The organism is Curtobacterium phyllosphaerae, assembly GCF_049341865.1.
GTDB classification, from domain to species: domain Bacteria; phylum Actinomycetota; class Actinomycetes; order Actinomycetales; family Microbacteriaceae; genus Curtobacterium; species Curtobacterium phyllosphaerae.
The window spans coordinates 289,269-302,699 of sequence record NZ_JBMPIU010000002.1 but is presented as its reverse complement, the minus strand read 5'-3'; the positions used below and the strand labels follow the sequence as shown (position 1 = coordinate 302,699).

The 13,431-nt window shown below is 68.6% G+C and carries 19 protein-coding genes; 1 reads left to right on the top strand and 18 read right to left on the bottom strand.

Features of this window, described 5'->3' with window-relative positions:
• Positions 1-37: 37 nt before the first annotated feature.
• The 7 genes from ACO0E0_RS04625 to infA form a co-directional block, all read right to left on the bottom strand.
• Complete coding sequence (locus ACO0E0_RS04625; protein WP_422870224.1) at positions 38-1,141, bottom strand: FUSC family protein; 1,104 nt, start codon at positions 1,139-1,141, stop codon at positions 38-40.
• A gap of 219 nt (positions 1,142-1,360) precedes the next feature.
• On the bottom strand, positions 1,361-1,948 hold the full coding sequence (gene rplQ / locus ACO0E0_RS04620) for a 50S ribosomal protein L17 (RefSeq protein WP_422870223.1): 588 nt from the start codon (positions 1,946-1,948) through the stop codon (positions 1,361-1,363).
• 61 nt (positions 1,949-2,009) lie between these two features.
• Positions 2,010-3,005 (bottom strand): DNA-directed RNA polymerase subunit alpha, encoded by a 996-nt coding sequence (locus tag ACO0E0_RS04615; RefSeq protein WP_422870222.1) that lies wholly within the window; start codon positions 3,003-3,005, stop codon positions 2,010-2,012.
• 186 nt (positions 3,006-3,191) lie between these two features.
• On the bottom strand, positions 3,192-3,590 hold the full coding sequence (gene rpsK, locus ACO0E0_RS04610; protein ID WP_055950867.1) for a 30S ribosomal protein S11: 399 nt from the start codon (positions 3,588-3,590) through the stop codon (positions 3,192-3,194).
• A 9-nt stretch (positions 3,591-3,599) separates the two neighbouring features.
• Positions 3,600-3,974, bottom strand: a complete 375-nt coding sequence (gene rpsM, locus ACO0E0_RS04605) for a 30S ribosomal protein S13 (protein ID WP_422870221.1) — start codon at positions 3,972-3,974, stop codon at positions 3,600-3,602.
• Positions 3,975-4,129: 155 nt separating this feature from the next.
• On the bottom strand, positions 4,130-4,246 hold the full coding sequence (rpmJ, locus tag ACO0E0_RS04600; RefSeq protein WP_066517823.1) for a 50S ribosomal protein L36: 117 nt from the start codon (positions 4,244-4,246) through the stop codon (positions 4,130-4,132).
• 67 nt (positions 4,247-4,313) lie between these two features.
• A complete protein-coding gene (gene infA, locus ACO0E0_RS04595) occupies positions 4,314-4,535 on the bottom strand; it encodes a translation initiation factor IF-1 (RefSeq protein WP_017885509.1) in 222 nt (73 codons plus the stop codon).
• A gap of 423 nt (positions 4,536-4,958) precedes the next feature.
• Between infA and ACO0E0_RS04590 the strand changes: the two genes are divergently transcribed.
• Positions 4,959-6,221 (top strand): LCP family protein, encoded by a 1,263-nt coding sequence (locus tag ACO0E0_RS04590; protein WP_422870220.1) that lies wholly within the window; start codon positions 4,959-4,961, stop codon positions 6,219-6,221.
• 371 nt (positions 6,222-6,592) lie between these two features.
• Here the strand turns inward: ACO0E0_RS04590 and map are convergent, their stop codons facing one another.
• The 11 genes from map to rplX all read right to left on the bottom strand — a co-directional run bounded on the left by map (position 6,593) and on the right by rplX (position 13,431).
• The gene (map, locus tag ACO0E0_RS04585; RefSeq protein ID WP_422870219.1) at positions 6,593-7,426 is read right to left on the bottom strand and encodes a type I methionyl aminopeptidase; all 834 of its coding nucleotides are present in this window, start codon (positions 7,424-7,426) and stop codon (positions 6,593-6,595) included.
• A gap of 5 nt (positions 7,427-7,431) precedes the next feature.
• Positions 7,432-8,034 (bottom strand): adenylate kinase, encoded by a 603-nt coding sequence (locus ACO0E0_RS04580; RefSeq protein WP_422870218.1) that lies wholly within the window; start codon positions 8,032-8,034, stop codon positions 7,432-7,434.
• Positions 8,031-9,353 (bottom strand): preprotein translocase subunit SecY, encoded by a 1,323-nt coding sequence (secY, locus tag ACO0E0_RS04575; protein ID WP_422870217.1) that lies wholly within the window; start codon positions 9,351-9,353, stop codon positions 8,031-8,033. The genes ACO0E0_RS04580 and secY overlap by 4 nt, the downstream gene beginning before the upstream one ends.
• 128 nt (positions 9,354-9,481) lie before the next feature.
• Entirely contained in the window at positions 9,482-9,985 is a 504-nt protein-coding gene (gene rplO / locus ACO0E0_RS04570; protein ID WP_422870216.1) for a 50S ribosomal protein L15, read from the bottom strand.
• Positions 9,982-10,170, bottom strand: a complete 189-nt coding sequence (gene rpmD, locus ACO0E0_RS04565) for a 50S ribosomal protein L30 (RefSeq protein WP_422870215.1) — start codon at positions 10,168-10,170, stop codon at positions 9,982-9,984. Before rpmD ends, rplO begins: the two co-directional genes overlap by 4 nt.
• Complete coding sequence (gene rpsE / locus ACO0E0_RS04560) at positions 10,170-10,958, bottom strand: 30S ribosomal protein S5 (RefSeq protein ID WP_422870214.1); 789 nt, start codon at positions 10,956-10,958, stop codon at positions 10,170-10,172. Before rpsE ends, rpmD begins: the two co-directional genes overlap by 1 nt.
• Positions 10,955-11,326, bottom strand: a complete 372-nt coding sequence (gene rplR / locus ACO0E0_RS04555; protein WP_422870213.1) for a 50S ribosomal protein L18 — start codon at positions 11,324-11,326, stop codon at positions 10,955-10,957. The genes rpsE and rplR overlap by 4 nt, the downstream gene beginning before the upstream one ends.
• A gap of 2 nt (positions 11,327-11,328) precedes the next feature.
• The gene (gene rplF, locus ACO0E0_RS04550; protein WP_422870212.1) at positions 11,329-11,865 is read right to left on the bottom strand and encodes a 50S ribosomal protein L6; all 537 of its coding nucleotides are present in this window, start codon (positions 11,863-11,865) and stop codon (positions 11,329-11,331) included.
• 6 nt (positions 11,866-11,871) lie between these two features.
• Positions 11,872-12,270 (bottom strand): 30S ribosomal protein S8, encoded by a 399-nt coding sequence (gene rpsH, locus ACO0E0_RS04545; RefSeq protein ID WP_422870211.1) that lies wholly within the window; start codon positions 12,268-12,270, stop codon positions 11,872-11,874.
• A 208-nt stretch (positions 12,271-12,478) separates the two neighbouring features.
• Positions 12,479-13,072 (bottom strand): 50S ribosomal protein L5, encoded by a 594-nt coding sequence (gene rplE / locus ACO0E0_RS04540; RefSeq protein ID WP_422870210.1) that lies wholly within the window; start codon positions 13,070-13,072, stop codon positions 12,479-12,481.
• Positions 13,072-13,431: a 50S ribosomal protein L24 gene (gene rplX, locus ACO0E0_RS04535; protein WP_422870209.1), complete on the bottom strand. Its 360-nt coding sequence runs from the start codon at positions 13,429-13,431 to the stop codon at positions 13,072-13,074. Before rplX ends, rplE begins: the two co-directional genes overlap by 1 nt.

Sequence of the window (13,431 nt, the reverse complement as noted above, 5' to 3'; positions counted from 1 at the left end):
TCGGTCCCGGGCTCTGCCGGGGCAGGTCGGCCGCGAGCTACGTCGTCGCCCGGCGCTCCGACTCGACGATGCCCCACAGCGCCACCGTCGACGCCGACGTCAGCGTGACGTCCGACGGCCGGTTGCCGTCCATCCCGTCCGAGGCGCCCCCGCCGTCCATCGCCGACTCCACCACACGGATCGCGGCGACGGCCTCGTCGTCCAGCTCCGCGGACCCGTCCCCCTGCACGACACGCGCGACGGCCCGGATGGCGGCCGCGAGCCGGTCCGCGAAGGCCGCGCCGATCCTCCCGAGCTGCCCGGACGCCGGTCCGGACCGACCGACGATCTCGGTGAGGTCCGTCGTGTACCACGCGGCACGTTCCAGGGCCCGGAAGCGCGCTGCGTCGGCGAGCAGCCGACGGCGGTTCCGTCCCCGGATCGCACGGGGGTTCCCACGCCGGCTCTCCTCCGCCGCGCTCAACCGTTCACGGACCTCCGCCATCTCGCGGTCGAGCCGGTGCTGCCGCTGCACCCAGACGTCGGTGTCCGTCTCGGCATCCCCGGCGAGGGCGTCCGCGAGAGCGTCGAGGTGCTGCGCGAGCACCACGTTCGTCTCGTTGATGCGGCGCTCGGCGTTCCAGAAGTGCAGTGGCGGGAAGGCGACGAAGTTCACCAGGAGACCGACGACGACCCCGACGCCCATCTGCAGGACGTACCCGAAGGAGTAGCCCTCGGCGTGGGACCCGCCGACGAGGAGCACCAGCACCGCTGCCGTCGGTGCCCAGCTGCCGCCCTCGCCGAGGATCCGGAACCCGCCGATGAGGACACCGATCCCGACCGCGATGCCCACGGCGACGAACCCGGGGTCGCCGAGCCACATCGTGACGCCGGCGATGCCGACACCGATCGCGATCCCGACGAGCGTCTGCACCCCGCTGCGGACGCTCGACAGCAGGGTGGACTGCATCGCCACGACGGCGCCGAGCGGTGCGTAGTACGGGTAGTCGGCGGCGACCCCCGGCATGTACCGGGCGAGGACGAACGCGACCACTGCGGCGACCGCGGCCTTCACGGCGAGCACGACCCGTGGCTGGGTGCCGGATGTCCGGCTCCACCGCCAGACCTGTCGTCCGGCGGTCGTCACCTGTCCGAGTTGCACGCTGCTCCTGGTCGTTCGTGGTGGTCCTCGGCCCACGGGGTCCGGGGCCGGCTGCTCGCCGTGGCCGGCTGCTCGCCGTGGCCGGCTGCTCGCCCTGGCGGGCTGCCGGCCGTGGCCAGCTCCGGTCGATCGTTCGCACGTCGGTCGCGACGTCCGTCCGACCGAACAGCGAAGGCCCCCGCAGCGAACTGCGAGGGCCTCCGGAGGTGCTGCTCGGCGTTACTTGTCGTCGCCCTTGGCTGCGGCGTCGTCCTCGACCTCGGTCGCGGCCTCGGTCGGCTCCTCCGCCGCGATCGGGGCGGAGGCCTCGGTCGTGTCGTTCTCGGCGGACTCCGCTGCGGCCTCGTCGGAGGTGGTCTCGTCCGAGACGGCCTCGTCCGCCGACTCCGCCACGGGGGCGGCTGCCGGCGCGGCCGAACGGCTCTTCACCGGGGCAGGCGAGCTCGACACGGGCTCGAGCACGAGCTCGATCGACGCGAGGGGCGCGTTGTCGCCCTTGCGGAACCCGAGCTTCGTGATGCGGGTGTAGCCGCCCTGACGCTCCTCCATCTGGGGTGCGATCTCGGTGAACAGCGTGTGGACGACCGACTTGTCGCGCAGGATGGCGATCGCACGACGGCGAGCGTGCAGGTCGCCACGCTTGCCGAAGGTCACCAGACGCTCGGCGTAGGGACGGAGACGCTTGGCCTTCGTCTCGGTCGTGGTGATGCGGCCGTGCGTGAACAGCGCGTTCGCGAGGTTGCTCAGGAGCAGGCGCTCGTGGGCGGGCCCGCCTCCGAGGCGGGGGCCCTTGGTGGGCTTGGGCATGTCAGTTCTCCAGTGTCAGGGAAAGTGGTCACGACGCCGCGTCCGCAGCATCGCCGCGGGGTCAGTTGTTGGACTCGTCCTCGTCGTACCCGCTGTAGAAGTGGGCGCCGTCGAATCCGGGGACGGTGTCCTTGAGGGACAGGCCGAGCTCGGTGAGCTTGTCCTTGACCTCGTCCACCGACTTCTGACCGAAGTTGCGGATGTTCATGAGCTGCGTCTCCGACAGGGCGACGAGCTCCGACACCGTGTTGATGCCTTCGCGCTTGAGGCAGTTGTAGCTGCGGACGGACAGGTCGAGGTCCTCGATCGGCGTCTGCAGCTCGTTGGAGAGCACGGCGTCGACCGGCGCGGGGCCGATCTCGATGCCCTCGGCGGCGGTGTTCAGCTCGCGAGCGAGCCCGAAGAGCTCCACGAGCGTCCGACCGGCCGACGCGATGGCGTCGCGCGGCGTGATCGCCGGCTTCGCCTCGACGTCGACGACCAGGCGGTCGAAGTCGGTGCGCTCACCGGCACGCGTGGCCTCCACGCGGTAGGTGACCTTGAGGACCGGCGAGTAGATCGAGTCGATCGGGATCTGCCCGGCCTCGGAGAACTCCGAGCGGTTCTGCGTCGCCGAGACGTAGCCGCGGCCACGCTCGATCGTCAGCTCGAGCTCGAACTTCGCGGTCTCGTTCAGCGTCGCGATGACGAGTTCCGGGTTGTGGATCTCGACACCGGCCGGGGCCGAGATGTCCGCCGCCGTGACCTGACCGGCACCCTGCTTGCGCAGGTACGCCGTGATCGGCTCGTCGTGCTCGCTCGAGACGACGAGGTTCTTGATGTTCAGGATGATCTCGGTGACGTCTTCCTTGACACCCGGCACGGTGCTGAACTCGTGCAGCACGCCGTCGATGCGGATGCTGGTGACGGCGGCACCGGGGATCGAGGACAGCAGCGTGCGGCGCAGCGAGTTGCCGAGCGTGTACCCGAAGCCGGGCTCGAGCGGCTCGATGATGAAGCGCGAGCGGTGCTCGGAGATCGGCTCCTCGGTCAGGGTGGGGCGCTGTGCAATGAGCACTGTTGATTCCTTTCGGCGAAGTGTCCGCTATATGACACTTGGCGGTACGGCGGGGTGTGACGCCCGCCGGGTCTGTTGAGTTGTGATCACGCGCACCGACGTGCGCGATCGAACGACCAGGAATGGCCGCGACCCGCTGGCACCCCCGTGAGGGAGTGGCCGCGGGTCACGGCCTGATGCTCCTGCTTAGACGCGACGACGCTTGGGCGGACGGCACCCGTTGTGCGCCTGCGGGGTGACGTCGTTGATCGAACCGACCTCGAGGCCGGCGGCCTGGAGCGAGCGGATCGCCGTCTCGCGACCCGATCCCGGCCCCTTGACGAAGACGTCGACCTTCTTGACGCCGTGCTCCTGCGCCTGACGCGCGGCGGACTCGGCGGCGAGCTGCGCCGCGAACGGCGTGGACTTGCGCGAGCCCTTGAAGCCGACGGCACCCGAGGACGCCCAACTGAGGACGGCACCCGACGGATCGGTGATGCTGACGATCGTGTTGTTGAACGTCGACTTGATGTGGGCCTGGCCCACGGCGATGTTCTTCTTTTCCTTGCGCCGCGGCTTGCGCGCAGCAGTCTTGGGGGTAGCCATGATGATGTCCTATCGCGCCTTCTTCTTGCCTGCCACGGTGCGCTTCGGGCCCTTGCGGGTACGAGCGTTGGTCTTGGTGCGCTGACCGCGCACCGGGAGACCACGACGGTGGCGGATGCCCTCGTAGCTGCCGATCTCGACCTTGCGACGGATGTCGGCCGCGACCTCGCGGCGGAGGTCACCCTCGACCTTGAAGTTGCCTTCGATGAAGTCGCGGAGGGCGACGAGCTGGTCGTCGCTGAGGTCCTTGACGCGGATGTCGCCCGAGATGCCCGTCTCGGCGAGCGCCTGGAGGGAACGGGTACGACCGACGCCGTAGATGTACGTGAGTGCGATCTCCACGCGCTTCTCGCGCGGGATGTCGACGCCTGCTAGACGTGCCATGTCTGGCTGCTCCTAGTGGTTTGTGGAGGTGTGGTGCAGCACCGGTGCCCGGGCCTCCACCCGGGGTGTCCCCCACCCGGACGAGCCGGACGGGTTCTGGTGCTGCGTCGATCTTGAGTTGTGGACGTGCAGTCGGGACCGGGGCCCCGATCGAGTCAGCCCTGGCGCTGCTTGTGGCGCGGGTTGCTCTTGCAGATCACCATGACGCGGCCCTTGCGGCGGATCACCTTGCAGTGCTCGCAGATGGGCTTGACGCTGGGGTTGACCTTCATGTTGTTTCCTCGATCTCGCTGGCTTCGTGCCCGGCGGGATTGCCGGGCCGTTCCTTTCCAGCTCGGATCACTTGTAGCGGTAGACGATCCGGCCGCGGGTCAGGTCGTAGGGGCTCAGCTCCACGATCACGCGGTCCTCCGGGAGGATGCGGATGTAGTGCTGACGCATCTTCCCCGAGATGTGCGCGAGGACCTTGTGCCCATTGGTCAGCTCAACGCGGAACATCGCGTTGGGCAGAGCTTCGAGCACCGAGCCTTCGATCTCGATGACGCCGTCTTTCTTGGCCATAGCCTCACTGTCGCTTGCTCGACCGCCGTGACGGCGGTCCTTGATTGACTGTCGCTTGCAGTGGTTCCGAACCGGTCATGCGGGTTCGGCGGCACACCCCGCGGGGCATGACACACCAAAGAGCGATCTTATGCGAAGACACGCCGATTTCCAAGTCCGAGGCGTCGCACCGGACCCGGAACGGCTGCAGCGGAGGCGCCTGAGTGCCGGCACCACGGTTCTTCAGGAGTTCCCCGGCGATTTCCCGGAGCGTGGCGGGGCTGACATCGTAACGTTCACCCGACGGTTCGTCCCCGACGCGCCGTCACCGCGTGCGCCGCGCCCGACCAGCGCGCACGCACCGGTCGCTGCGCCACCGCATTCGGCAGCGCAGCAGCGCACCGCACCACCTGCGCGATCAGCGCCCACCGAACGGAGTCCAGCGTGTCCGACGCACCTCAGCGCCGCCGCAGCGGCCGCCCCGGCATCGCACGCCACGGACGGCTCCCCCGCCGTCGCGCATGGGCCACCGCGCTCATCGGCATCGGGACCGCCGCTGCCGTCGTCGTCGTCAGCGGACTCGGCGTCAGCGCCGTCGCCCTGCAGTCGATCACCGGCTCGGTCAACACCGTGAAGCTGAGCACCGACGACCAATCCACGGCGAACAAGACGGACATCACGGCGATGAAGGGCGGTGCGAACATCCTGCTGGCCGGGAGCGACACCCGGATCGGCCAGTTCGACTCGAACGAGGACGTCGAGGGTGCCCGGAACGACGTCACGATCCTCGTGCACATCTCGGCCGACCACACCCAGCTCACCGCGGTGAGCTTCCCGCGCGACCTCGTCGTCCCGATCCCCGCGTGCCAGAACCCGAGCACGGGGACCACCTACCCGGCGTCGTCCGCGGACATGCTGAACAACTCCCTCGGCCACGGCGGGCTCTCCTGCGTCGTCGACACCGTCGAGAACCTCACCGGCCTGTCGATCCCCTACGCGGGGATGATCACGTTCGACGGGGTCATCGAGATGTCGAACGCGCTCGGCGGTGTCGACGTCTGCGTCGCCAACACCATCAACGACGAGTACACCGGCCTCCACCTCACGGCGGGGAACCACACGCTGCAGGGGTCGGACGCGCTCGCGTTCCTCCGCACCCGCCACGGCGTCGGCGACGGCAGCGACCTCGCCAGGATCAGCTCCCAGCAGGTGTTCCTGTCCGCCCTGCTCCGTCAGGTCACCGCGAACGGCACGCTGTCGAACCCCCTGACGCTGTACAAGCTCGCCCGTGCCGCGCTCTCAAACATGACGCTGTCGGACGGTCTCGCGACGACGAAGACCCTCGTCGGCCTCGCCTCGACCCTCCGCGGGATGAACACCTCGGACATGTTGTTCGTCCAGTACCCGGTGATCGACGACCCGTACAACCCCGCCCGGGTGCTCGTCTCCCAGGACGCCGCGCACACCTTGAACCTGGCCCTGCAGAACGACACGAAGACGTCGTTGAGCGACTCCAGCACGGGGCGCGCGTCGAAGACCGAGGGCGGGACGAGCACCGGCACCGGTGGCGGTGGCGGGACGGCGTCCACCCCGCCGAGCGGGGGGACCTCCTCGTCCTCCGCGACACCGACCGCGACCGCGACCCCGCTGCCCTCGTCCATCAGCGGCCAGTCCGCCGCCGAACAGACCTGCTCCGTCGGGAACTGACCGCCGGTCGCCGGACGCACTGTCGCGTCACCGCAGGTCGGCAGGGAGGCCCGACCCGCGAGCCCGATGAACGTTCCCTCGACGGGGTGCCCGGTCTGGTGTGGGTGCGCGGACGGTGCAGGCACCAGACCGGTGCGGGCGCCAGACCGGTGCAGGCACCAGACCGGTGCAGGTCCCTGTCGGTGCGGGCGCCCGACCAGTGCGCGTGCCCGACCAGTGCGGGTGCCCTGCCGGGGCGGGAGAACGCGACCGCACGCCGGACCTGGGCGCCCGTCCGCAACCGCAGCCGTGCCTCCAGACCGTGGGCGGACCATGCCGGCCGGAACACGTCGGGCGGACCACGTCAGGCGGACCGCGTCAGGCGGACCGCATCAGGCGATCGGGACCGGACGCACGCCGAGCGGCACCAGCCCGGACGCGCCGCCGTCCGACGCCGTGAGCACCCAGATCCCGCCGGCGTGCACCGCGACACTGTGCTCCCAGTGCGCCGCGTCCGAGCCGTCGAGTGTCCGGATGGTCCAGCCGTCGGGGTCGGTCGAGCTGGCGATCGTCCCGGCGGTCACCATCGGCTCGATCGCCACCACGAGCCCGGGTCGGACCGCCGGCCCACCGCCCCGCACCCGGTAGTTGAACACCGGCGGGTCCTCGTGCATGGTCCGTCCGATGCCGTGCCCCGTGAAGTCCTCGATGATGCCCCAGGGACCGGTCGCGTCGATCGCGTCCTCGATGGCCGCGCCGATCTCGTTGACGCGGTCGACGGTCGCGAGCGCGGCGATCCCGTGCCACATCGACCGCTCCGTCACGTCGGCGAGGGCGGTTCGCGCAGCGGCACGCTCTGCGTCGTCGTCACCCGGCACCACGACCGTGAACGCGCTGTCGCCGTTCCAGCCATCGACCTCGGCTCCGGCGTCCACCGACACGACGTCGCCGGCCCGGATGACGCGATCGCCGGGGATCCCGTGCACGATCTCGTCGTTCACGGACACGCACAGCGTGTGCTCGTACCCGGGGACGAGCTGGAAGTTCGGGATGCCGCCGCCGTCCCGGATCACGCGCTCGGCGATCGCGTCGAGTGCAGCGGTCGTCACGCCCGGCCGGATCGCTTGCCGGACGGCGTCCAGGGCGGCCTCGGTCAGGAGCCCGGGCCGGATCATGGCCCGGAGCTGCTCCGGCGTCTTGTAGATCGACGGCTTGGTGAAGCGCATGACGGTCAGGAGACCGTGGAGCCGTTCGCGACGAGGCCACGACCGGCGAGTGCGTCGGCGATGCGGTCGCCGACCTCGTCCACGCCGCCGAGCCCGTCGACGTCGACGACGAGGCCGCGATCCGCGTACGCCGCGACGATCGGCGCGGTCTCCGTCGCGTAGATCTCCTGCCGGCGCCGGACCACGCTCTCGGTGTCGTCGCTCCGCCCCTGGTCCGCGGCGCGCTTCAGCAGCCGACCGACGAGCTCATCGGGGTCGGCCACGAGCTGCACCACCGCGTCGATGGTCACGCCCTGGTCAGCCATGAGGGCATCGAGGTACGACACCTGTGCCGTCGTCCGGGGGTAGCCGTCGAGGAGGAATCCGTCGACCGCGTCCGGCTGCCCGAGCCGATCGGCGATGAGCTCGTTCGTCAGGGAGTCGGGAACGTACTTGCCTTCGTCCAGGATGGCCTTCACCTGCACCCCGAGGGGCGTGGCGTCCTTGACGTTCTGCCGGAAGATGTCGCCGGTCGAGATCGCAGGGATGCCGAACGTCTCGGCGATGCGACCTGCCTGCGTGCCCTTCCCGGCGCCGGGCGGACCGACGATGACGAGCCGTGCGGTCATCGGAGGAGCCCCTCGTAGTGACGCTGCTGGAGCTGCGAGTCGATCTGCTTGACCGTCTCGAGGCCGACACCGACGATGATCAGGATGCTCGCACCACCGAACGGGAAGTTCTGGTTCGCCCCGAACAACGCCAACGCCGCGAGGGGGATGAGCGCGATGATGCCGAGGTACAGCGAACCGGGCAGCGTCACGCGGGTCAGCACGTAGTCCAGGTACTCCGCCGTCGGACGACCGGCGCGGATGCCGGGGATGAAGCCGCCGTACTTCTTCATGTTGTCCGCGACCTCCTCTGGGTTGAAGGTGATGGCCACGTAGAAGTACGTGAACCCCACGATCAGGAGGAAGTACAGGACCATGTAGAACCAGTTGTCCCCCGACGTCAGGTTGTTCTGGATCCAGGTCACCCAGGCGGCGGGCTCGGTGCCGTCGGCCTTCTGGTTGAACTGCGCCACCAGAGCGGGCAGGTAGAGCAGCGACGACGCGAAGATGACGGGCACGACACCGGCCATGTTCACCTTGATCGGGATGTAGGTGTTGTTCCCGCCGTACGTGCGCCGACCCACCATGCGCTTGGCGTACTGCACCGGGATCCGCCGCTGCGACTGTTCGACGAACACGACGGCCATCATGATGAGCAGCCCGATCGCGATGACCAGCAGGAACAGCTCGAAGGACTGCGACTCCTCGATCGCCCAGAGCGCGGAGGGGAACTGCGCTGCGATGGACGTGAAGATGAGGAGGGACATGCCGTTGCCGATGCCGCGCTCGGTGACGAGCTCGCCCATCCACATGATGAGGCCCGTGCCGGCGGTCAGGGTGACGACCATGAGCAGGATGGCGTACCAGCTGTCGTTCGAGATGATCGACGAGCAGGAGGTCGAGGCCGAGCTGCCGAAGAGGGCGCCCGAACGTGCGACGGTGATCAGGGTGGTGGACTGCAGGACACCGAGCGCGATCGTGAGGTAGCGCGTGTACTGCGTCAGCTTCGCCTGACCCGACTGCCCCTCCTTGTAGAGCGCGTCGAAGTGCGGGATGACCACGCGCAGCAACTGCACGATGATCGACGACGTGATGTACGGCATGATGCCGAGAGCGAAGACCGAGAGCTTCAGCAGCGCGCCACCCGAGAACAGGTTGACGAGTTCGTAGAGTCCCTGCGAGCTCGACGCGCTCGCGAGGCAGCTCTGCACGCTCGAGTAGTCCACGAACGGTGCCGGGATGTACGACCCGAGGCGGAACAGCGCGATGATCGCGAGGGTGAAGCCGATCTTCTTGCGAAGGTCGGGGGTGCGCATGATGCGCGCGACCGCTCTGAACACGAGATCTCCGTACGTGGTTGATGCGGGGCCGAGTGGAGCGCCCCCGTCTACGATCCTGCCGGAACAGGATCGAGTCAAGGAAACCGAACCGGCGGCCCGTGCTGAGCACGGGCCGCCGACGGGTGGTGTTACTTGGTGACGGTGCCGCCCGCCGCCACGATCTTCTCCTCGGCGGACGCCGAGACCTTGTCGACCGTGACCGTGAGCGCCACGGTGATGTCGCCCTGACCGAGAACCTTGACCTTCTCGTTCTTCCGGACCGCACCCTTGGCGACGAGGTCGATGCTCGTGACCTCACCACCCTGCGGGTAGAGCTCGGCGAGCTTCTCCAGGTTCACGACCTGGTACTCGACCCGGAACGGGTTCTTGAACCCACGGAGCTTCGGGGTGCGCATGTGCAGCGGCATCTGCCCACCCTCGAACCCGATCTTGACCTGGTACCGGGCCTTCGTGCCCTTGGTACCACGGCCGGCTGTCTTGCCCTTCGAGCCCTCACCGCGGCCGACGCGCATCCGGTCCTTCTTGGAACCGGCTGCGGGACGGAGGTGGTGGACCTTCAGGACCTGGACGCGGGCCTCCGGGGTCTCCTTCGGCGAGGTGGCCTTGCCGGCCTTGGGGGTTGCGTCGGTCATGAGTCAATCTCCTCGACCTTGACGAGGTGCGCCACCGTCGCGACGTACCCGCGGTTCTGGGAGTTGTCCTCGCGCAGGACCGTCCGGCCGATGCGCTTGAGACCCAGGCTGCGGAGCGTTTCGCGCTGGTACTGCTTCTCGCTGATAACGGACTTGATCTGGGTCACCTTCAGCATGCGGGCCATCAGGCACCTGCCTTCTCGGTCGCTGCCGTGCGAGCAGCCGCCTCGGCGCGCAGCAGACGCTCCGGGACGACCCGGTCGACGGGGAGACCACGACGCGCGGCGACCGCACGGGGCTCCTCGAGCTGCTGCAGCGCGGTGACGGTCGCGTGCACGATGTTGATGGTGTTCGACGAGCCGAGCGACTTGCTCAGGACGTCGTGGATGCCGGCGCACTCGAGCACGGCGCGGACCGGACCACCGGCGATGACACCGGTACCGGCAGCGGCCGGGCGGAGCAGGACGACACCAGCGGCCGCCTCACCCTGCGTCGGGTGCGGGATCGTGTTGCCGACCCGGGGGACGCGGAAGAAGTTCTTCTTGGCCTCTTCGACGCCCTTCGAGATCGCGGTCGGGACCTCGCGGGCCTTGCCGTAGCCGACACCGACGAGGCCGTTGCCGTCGCCGACGACGACGAGCGCGGTGAAGCTGAAGCGACGACCACCCTTGACGACCTTGGAGACACGGTTGATCGTCACGACGCGCTCGAGGAACTGGCTCTCGCCACCCCGGCTGTTGCGGTCGCCACGGCCACCCTGCTGGTTGCGGTCACGACCGCCACCACGGCGGCCCTGCTCGCGACCGGACTCCCGGTTCGCCGAGGCGGAACCCGCTGCGGTCTCGACCGGCTTCTCGACGACTGCCTCGGCGGTCGCCGGAGCCTTGGTCGCCTCGGTGGTCTCAGCGGCCGTCGCCGCCTCGGTGGGCTCAGCGGCCTTGGTCTCTTCTGCGTTGTTCGCGGTGTCGCTCACAGGTTCAGCCCTCCTTCACGGGCGCCTTCGGCGATCGCGGCAACGCGACCGGCGTACTTGCTGCCGCCTCGGTCGAACACGACCGCTTCGACTCCGGCGGACTTCGCACGCTCGGCGATGAGCTCGCCGACCTTGCGGGCCTTGGCCGTCTTGTCGCCGTCGTTGGTACGGAGGTCCGCTTCCATCGTCGACGCGCTGGCGAGGGTGTGACCCTTCGTGTCGTCGATGACCTGGACGAACACGTGACGTGCCGAACGGTTCACGACGAGACGCGGGCGTGCCTCGGTTCCGGTGATCTTCTTGCGGAGACGGGTGTGACGACGCGCCTTGGCGGCCGACTTGCTCGCTCCTCGAGTTCCGAGAGCCATGATTACTTACCTGACTTTCCGGCCTTGCGGCGGACGACCTCGCCGGCGTAGCGGACACCCTTGCCCTTGTAGGGCTCCGGCTTCCGCAGCTTGCGGATGTTGGCGGCGACCTCACCGACGGCCTGCTTGTCGATGCCGGTCACGGTGAGCTTGTTGTTGCCCTCCACGGAGAAGCTGATGCCCGCGGGCGGCTCGACCGTGATCGGGTGGGAGTAGCCGAGGGCGAACTCGACGCTCGTGCCCTTCGTCTGGACGCGGTACCCGGTACCGACGACCTCGAGGCCCTTGGAGTAGCCCTGGGTGACGCCGATGATCTGGTTCGCGATGAGGGTGCGGGTCAGGCCGTGGAGCGACCGCGACGTGCGCTCGTCGTCCGGGCGCGTGACGAGGACCTGGTTGTCCTCGATCGCGGCCTGGATCGGGCTGGCGACGACGAGCGCGAGCTCGCCCTTCGGGCCCTTGACGGAGACGTTCGCGCCGTCGACCGTCACGGTGACGCCGGCGGGGATGTCAATGGGGAGACGTCCGATACGTGACATGGTCGATCACCACACGTAGGCGAGGACTTCTCCGCCTACGCCCTTCTGCTCGGCCTCGCGGTCCGTGAGGAGCCCGGAGGAGGTCGACAGGATCGCCACGCCGAGGCCACCGAGGACCTGGGGGATCTCCGTCGACTTTGCGTACACCCGGAGACCGGGCTTGGAGACGCGCTTGATGCCGGCGATCGAGCGCTCGCGCTCGGGACCGTACTTCAGGTCGATCGTGAGGGTCTGACCGACGCGTGCGTCAGCGACCTTCCACTCGCTGATGTAGCCCTCGCGCTTGAGGATCTCAGCGATGTGGGTCTTCAGCTTGGAGCTGGGGAGCGAGACGGCGTCGTGGTGCGCCGAGTTCGCGTTCCGCAATCTGGTCAGCATGTCTGCGACCGGATCGGTCATCGTCATGATGGTCGTCCATTCTCGTCTGGTTTCGACACCCGTTCCACGAGTGCCGACCTGGGCGATCGGGGTGGTGTCGTGCCCGCGTCAGCGGTGTCGTGACACCCGGACGGCACCGGGGATGCCCGGTGCCGGGATGGATCGAGGCTCGCGCCCCGACCCAGAGGTCGGGCGGCCGACCGAGGGAACCCTCGGTCGTGCCGCCCGAACGATCTTAGACCGTCTGCTCGGCGGAGCGGAACGGGAAGCCGAGCTGCTTGAGCAGCGCACGGCCTTCGTCGTCTGTCTTCGCCGTGGTGACGACCGTGATGTCGAAGCCACGGACGCGGTCGATGCGGTCCTGGTCGATCTCGTGGAACACGCTCTGCTCCGTGAGACCGAAGGTGTAGTTGCCGTTGCCGTCGAACTGGCGGTCGCTGAGGCCGCGGAAGTCACGGATACGCGGGAGCGCGAGCGTGATCAGGCGGTCCAGGAACTCCCAGGCGCGGTCGCCGCGGAGCGTCACGTGCGCGCCGATCGGCTGGCCCTCACGCAGCTTGAACTGTGCGATCGACTTGCGGGCCTTCGTGACCTGCGGCTTCTGACCGGTGATCGCCGTGAGGTCCTTGATGGCCCCGTCGATGATCTTGGAGTCACGTGCCGCGTCGCCGACACCCGTGTTGACGACGACCTTGACCAGGCCGGGGACCTGGTGGACGTTCGTGTACGAGAACTGCTCGGTCAGCGCGGCGACGATGTCGCCCTGGTACTTCTGCTTCAGGCGCGGTTGAACTTTCTCAACCGTCGCGGCAGACGTGGTGTCGCTCATCACAGATCCTCACCAGACTTCTTGGCGTAACGGACGCGGACGGTCTTGGTGACGCCGCCCTTCTCGACCGTCTCGGTGCGGAAGCCGACGCGGGTCGGCTTCTTGGTCTTCGGGTCGACGATCGCCACGTTGGACACGTGGATCGGCGCCTCGTGCGTCTCGATGCCACCCGTCTTCGAGCCGCGCTGCGTCTGACCGACGCGGACGTGCTTCTTGACGAAGTTCACACCCTCGACCACGACGCGGTTCTGCTCGGGGAGCACCTCGATGACCTTGCCCTGCTTGCCGCGGTCTCCCCCGCGGGCCTGGGTCGGTCCCGAGATGACCTGGACGAGGTCACCCTTCTTGATGTTCGCCAT

What these genes read in the sequence shown, in the direction of transcription:
- rplQ (WP_422870223.1), bottom strand. Translation starts at nt 1,948, where the DNA reads ATGCCCAAGCCCACCAAGGGCCCCCGCCTCGGAGGCGGGCCCGCCCAC.
- rpsK (WP_055950867.1), bottom strand. Translation starts at nt 3,590, where the DNA reads ATGGCTACCCCCAAGACTGCTGCGCGCAAGCCGCGGCGCAAGGAAAAG.
- rpsM (WP_422870221.1), bottom strand. Translation starts at nt 3,974, where the DNA reads ATGGCACGTCTAGCAGGCGTCGACATCCCGCGCGAGAAGCGCGTGGAG.
- rpmJ (WP_066517823.1), bottom strand. Translation starts at nt 4,246, where the DNA reads ATGAAGGTCAACCCCAGCGTCAAGCCCATCTGCGAGCACTGCAAGGTG.
- infA (WP_017885509.1), bottom strand. Translation starts at nt 4,535, where the DNA reads ATGGCCAAGAAAGACGGCGTCATCGAGATCGAAGGCTCGGTGCTCGAA.
- map (WP_422870219.1), bottom strand. Translation starts at nt 7,426, where the DNA reads ATGCGCTTCACCAAGCCGTCGATCTACAAGACGCCGGAGCAGCTCCGG.
- ACO0E0_RS04580 (WP_422870218.1), bottom strand. Translation starts at nt 8,034, where the DNA reads ATGACCGCACGGCTCGTCATCGTCGGTCCGCCCGGCGCCGGGAAGGGC.
- rplO (WP_422870216.1), bottom strand. Translation starts at nt 9,985, where the DNA reads ATGACCGACGCAACCCCCAAGGCCGGCAAGGCCACCTCGCCGAAGGAG.
- rpmD (WP_422870215.1), bottom strand. Translation starts at nt 10,170, where the DNA reads ATGGCCCGCATGCTGAAGGTGACCCAGATCAAGTCCGTTATCAGCGAG.
- rplR (WP_422870213.1), bottom strand. Translation starts at nt 11,326, where the DNA reads ATGGCTCTCGGAACTCGAGGAGCGAGCAAGTCGGCCGCCAAGGCGCGT.
- rplF (WP_422870212.1), bottom strand. Translation starts at nt 11,865, where the DNA reads ATGTCACGTATCGGACGTCTCCCCATTGACATCCCCGCCGGCGTCACC.
- rpsH (WP_422870211.1), bottom strand. Translation starts at nt 12,270, where the DNA reads ATGACGATGACCGATCCGGTCGCAGACATGCTGACCAGATTGCGGAAC.
- rplE (WP_422870210.1), bottom strand. Translation starts at nt 13,072, where the DNA reads ATGAGCGACACCACGTCTGCCGCGACGGTTGAGAAAGTTCAACCGCGC.
- rplX (WP_422870209.1), bottom strand. Translation starts at nt 13,431, where the DNA reads ATGGCGAACATCAAGAAGGGTGACCTCGTCCAGGTCATCTCGGGACCG.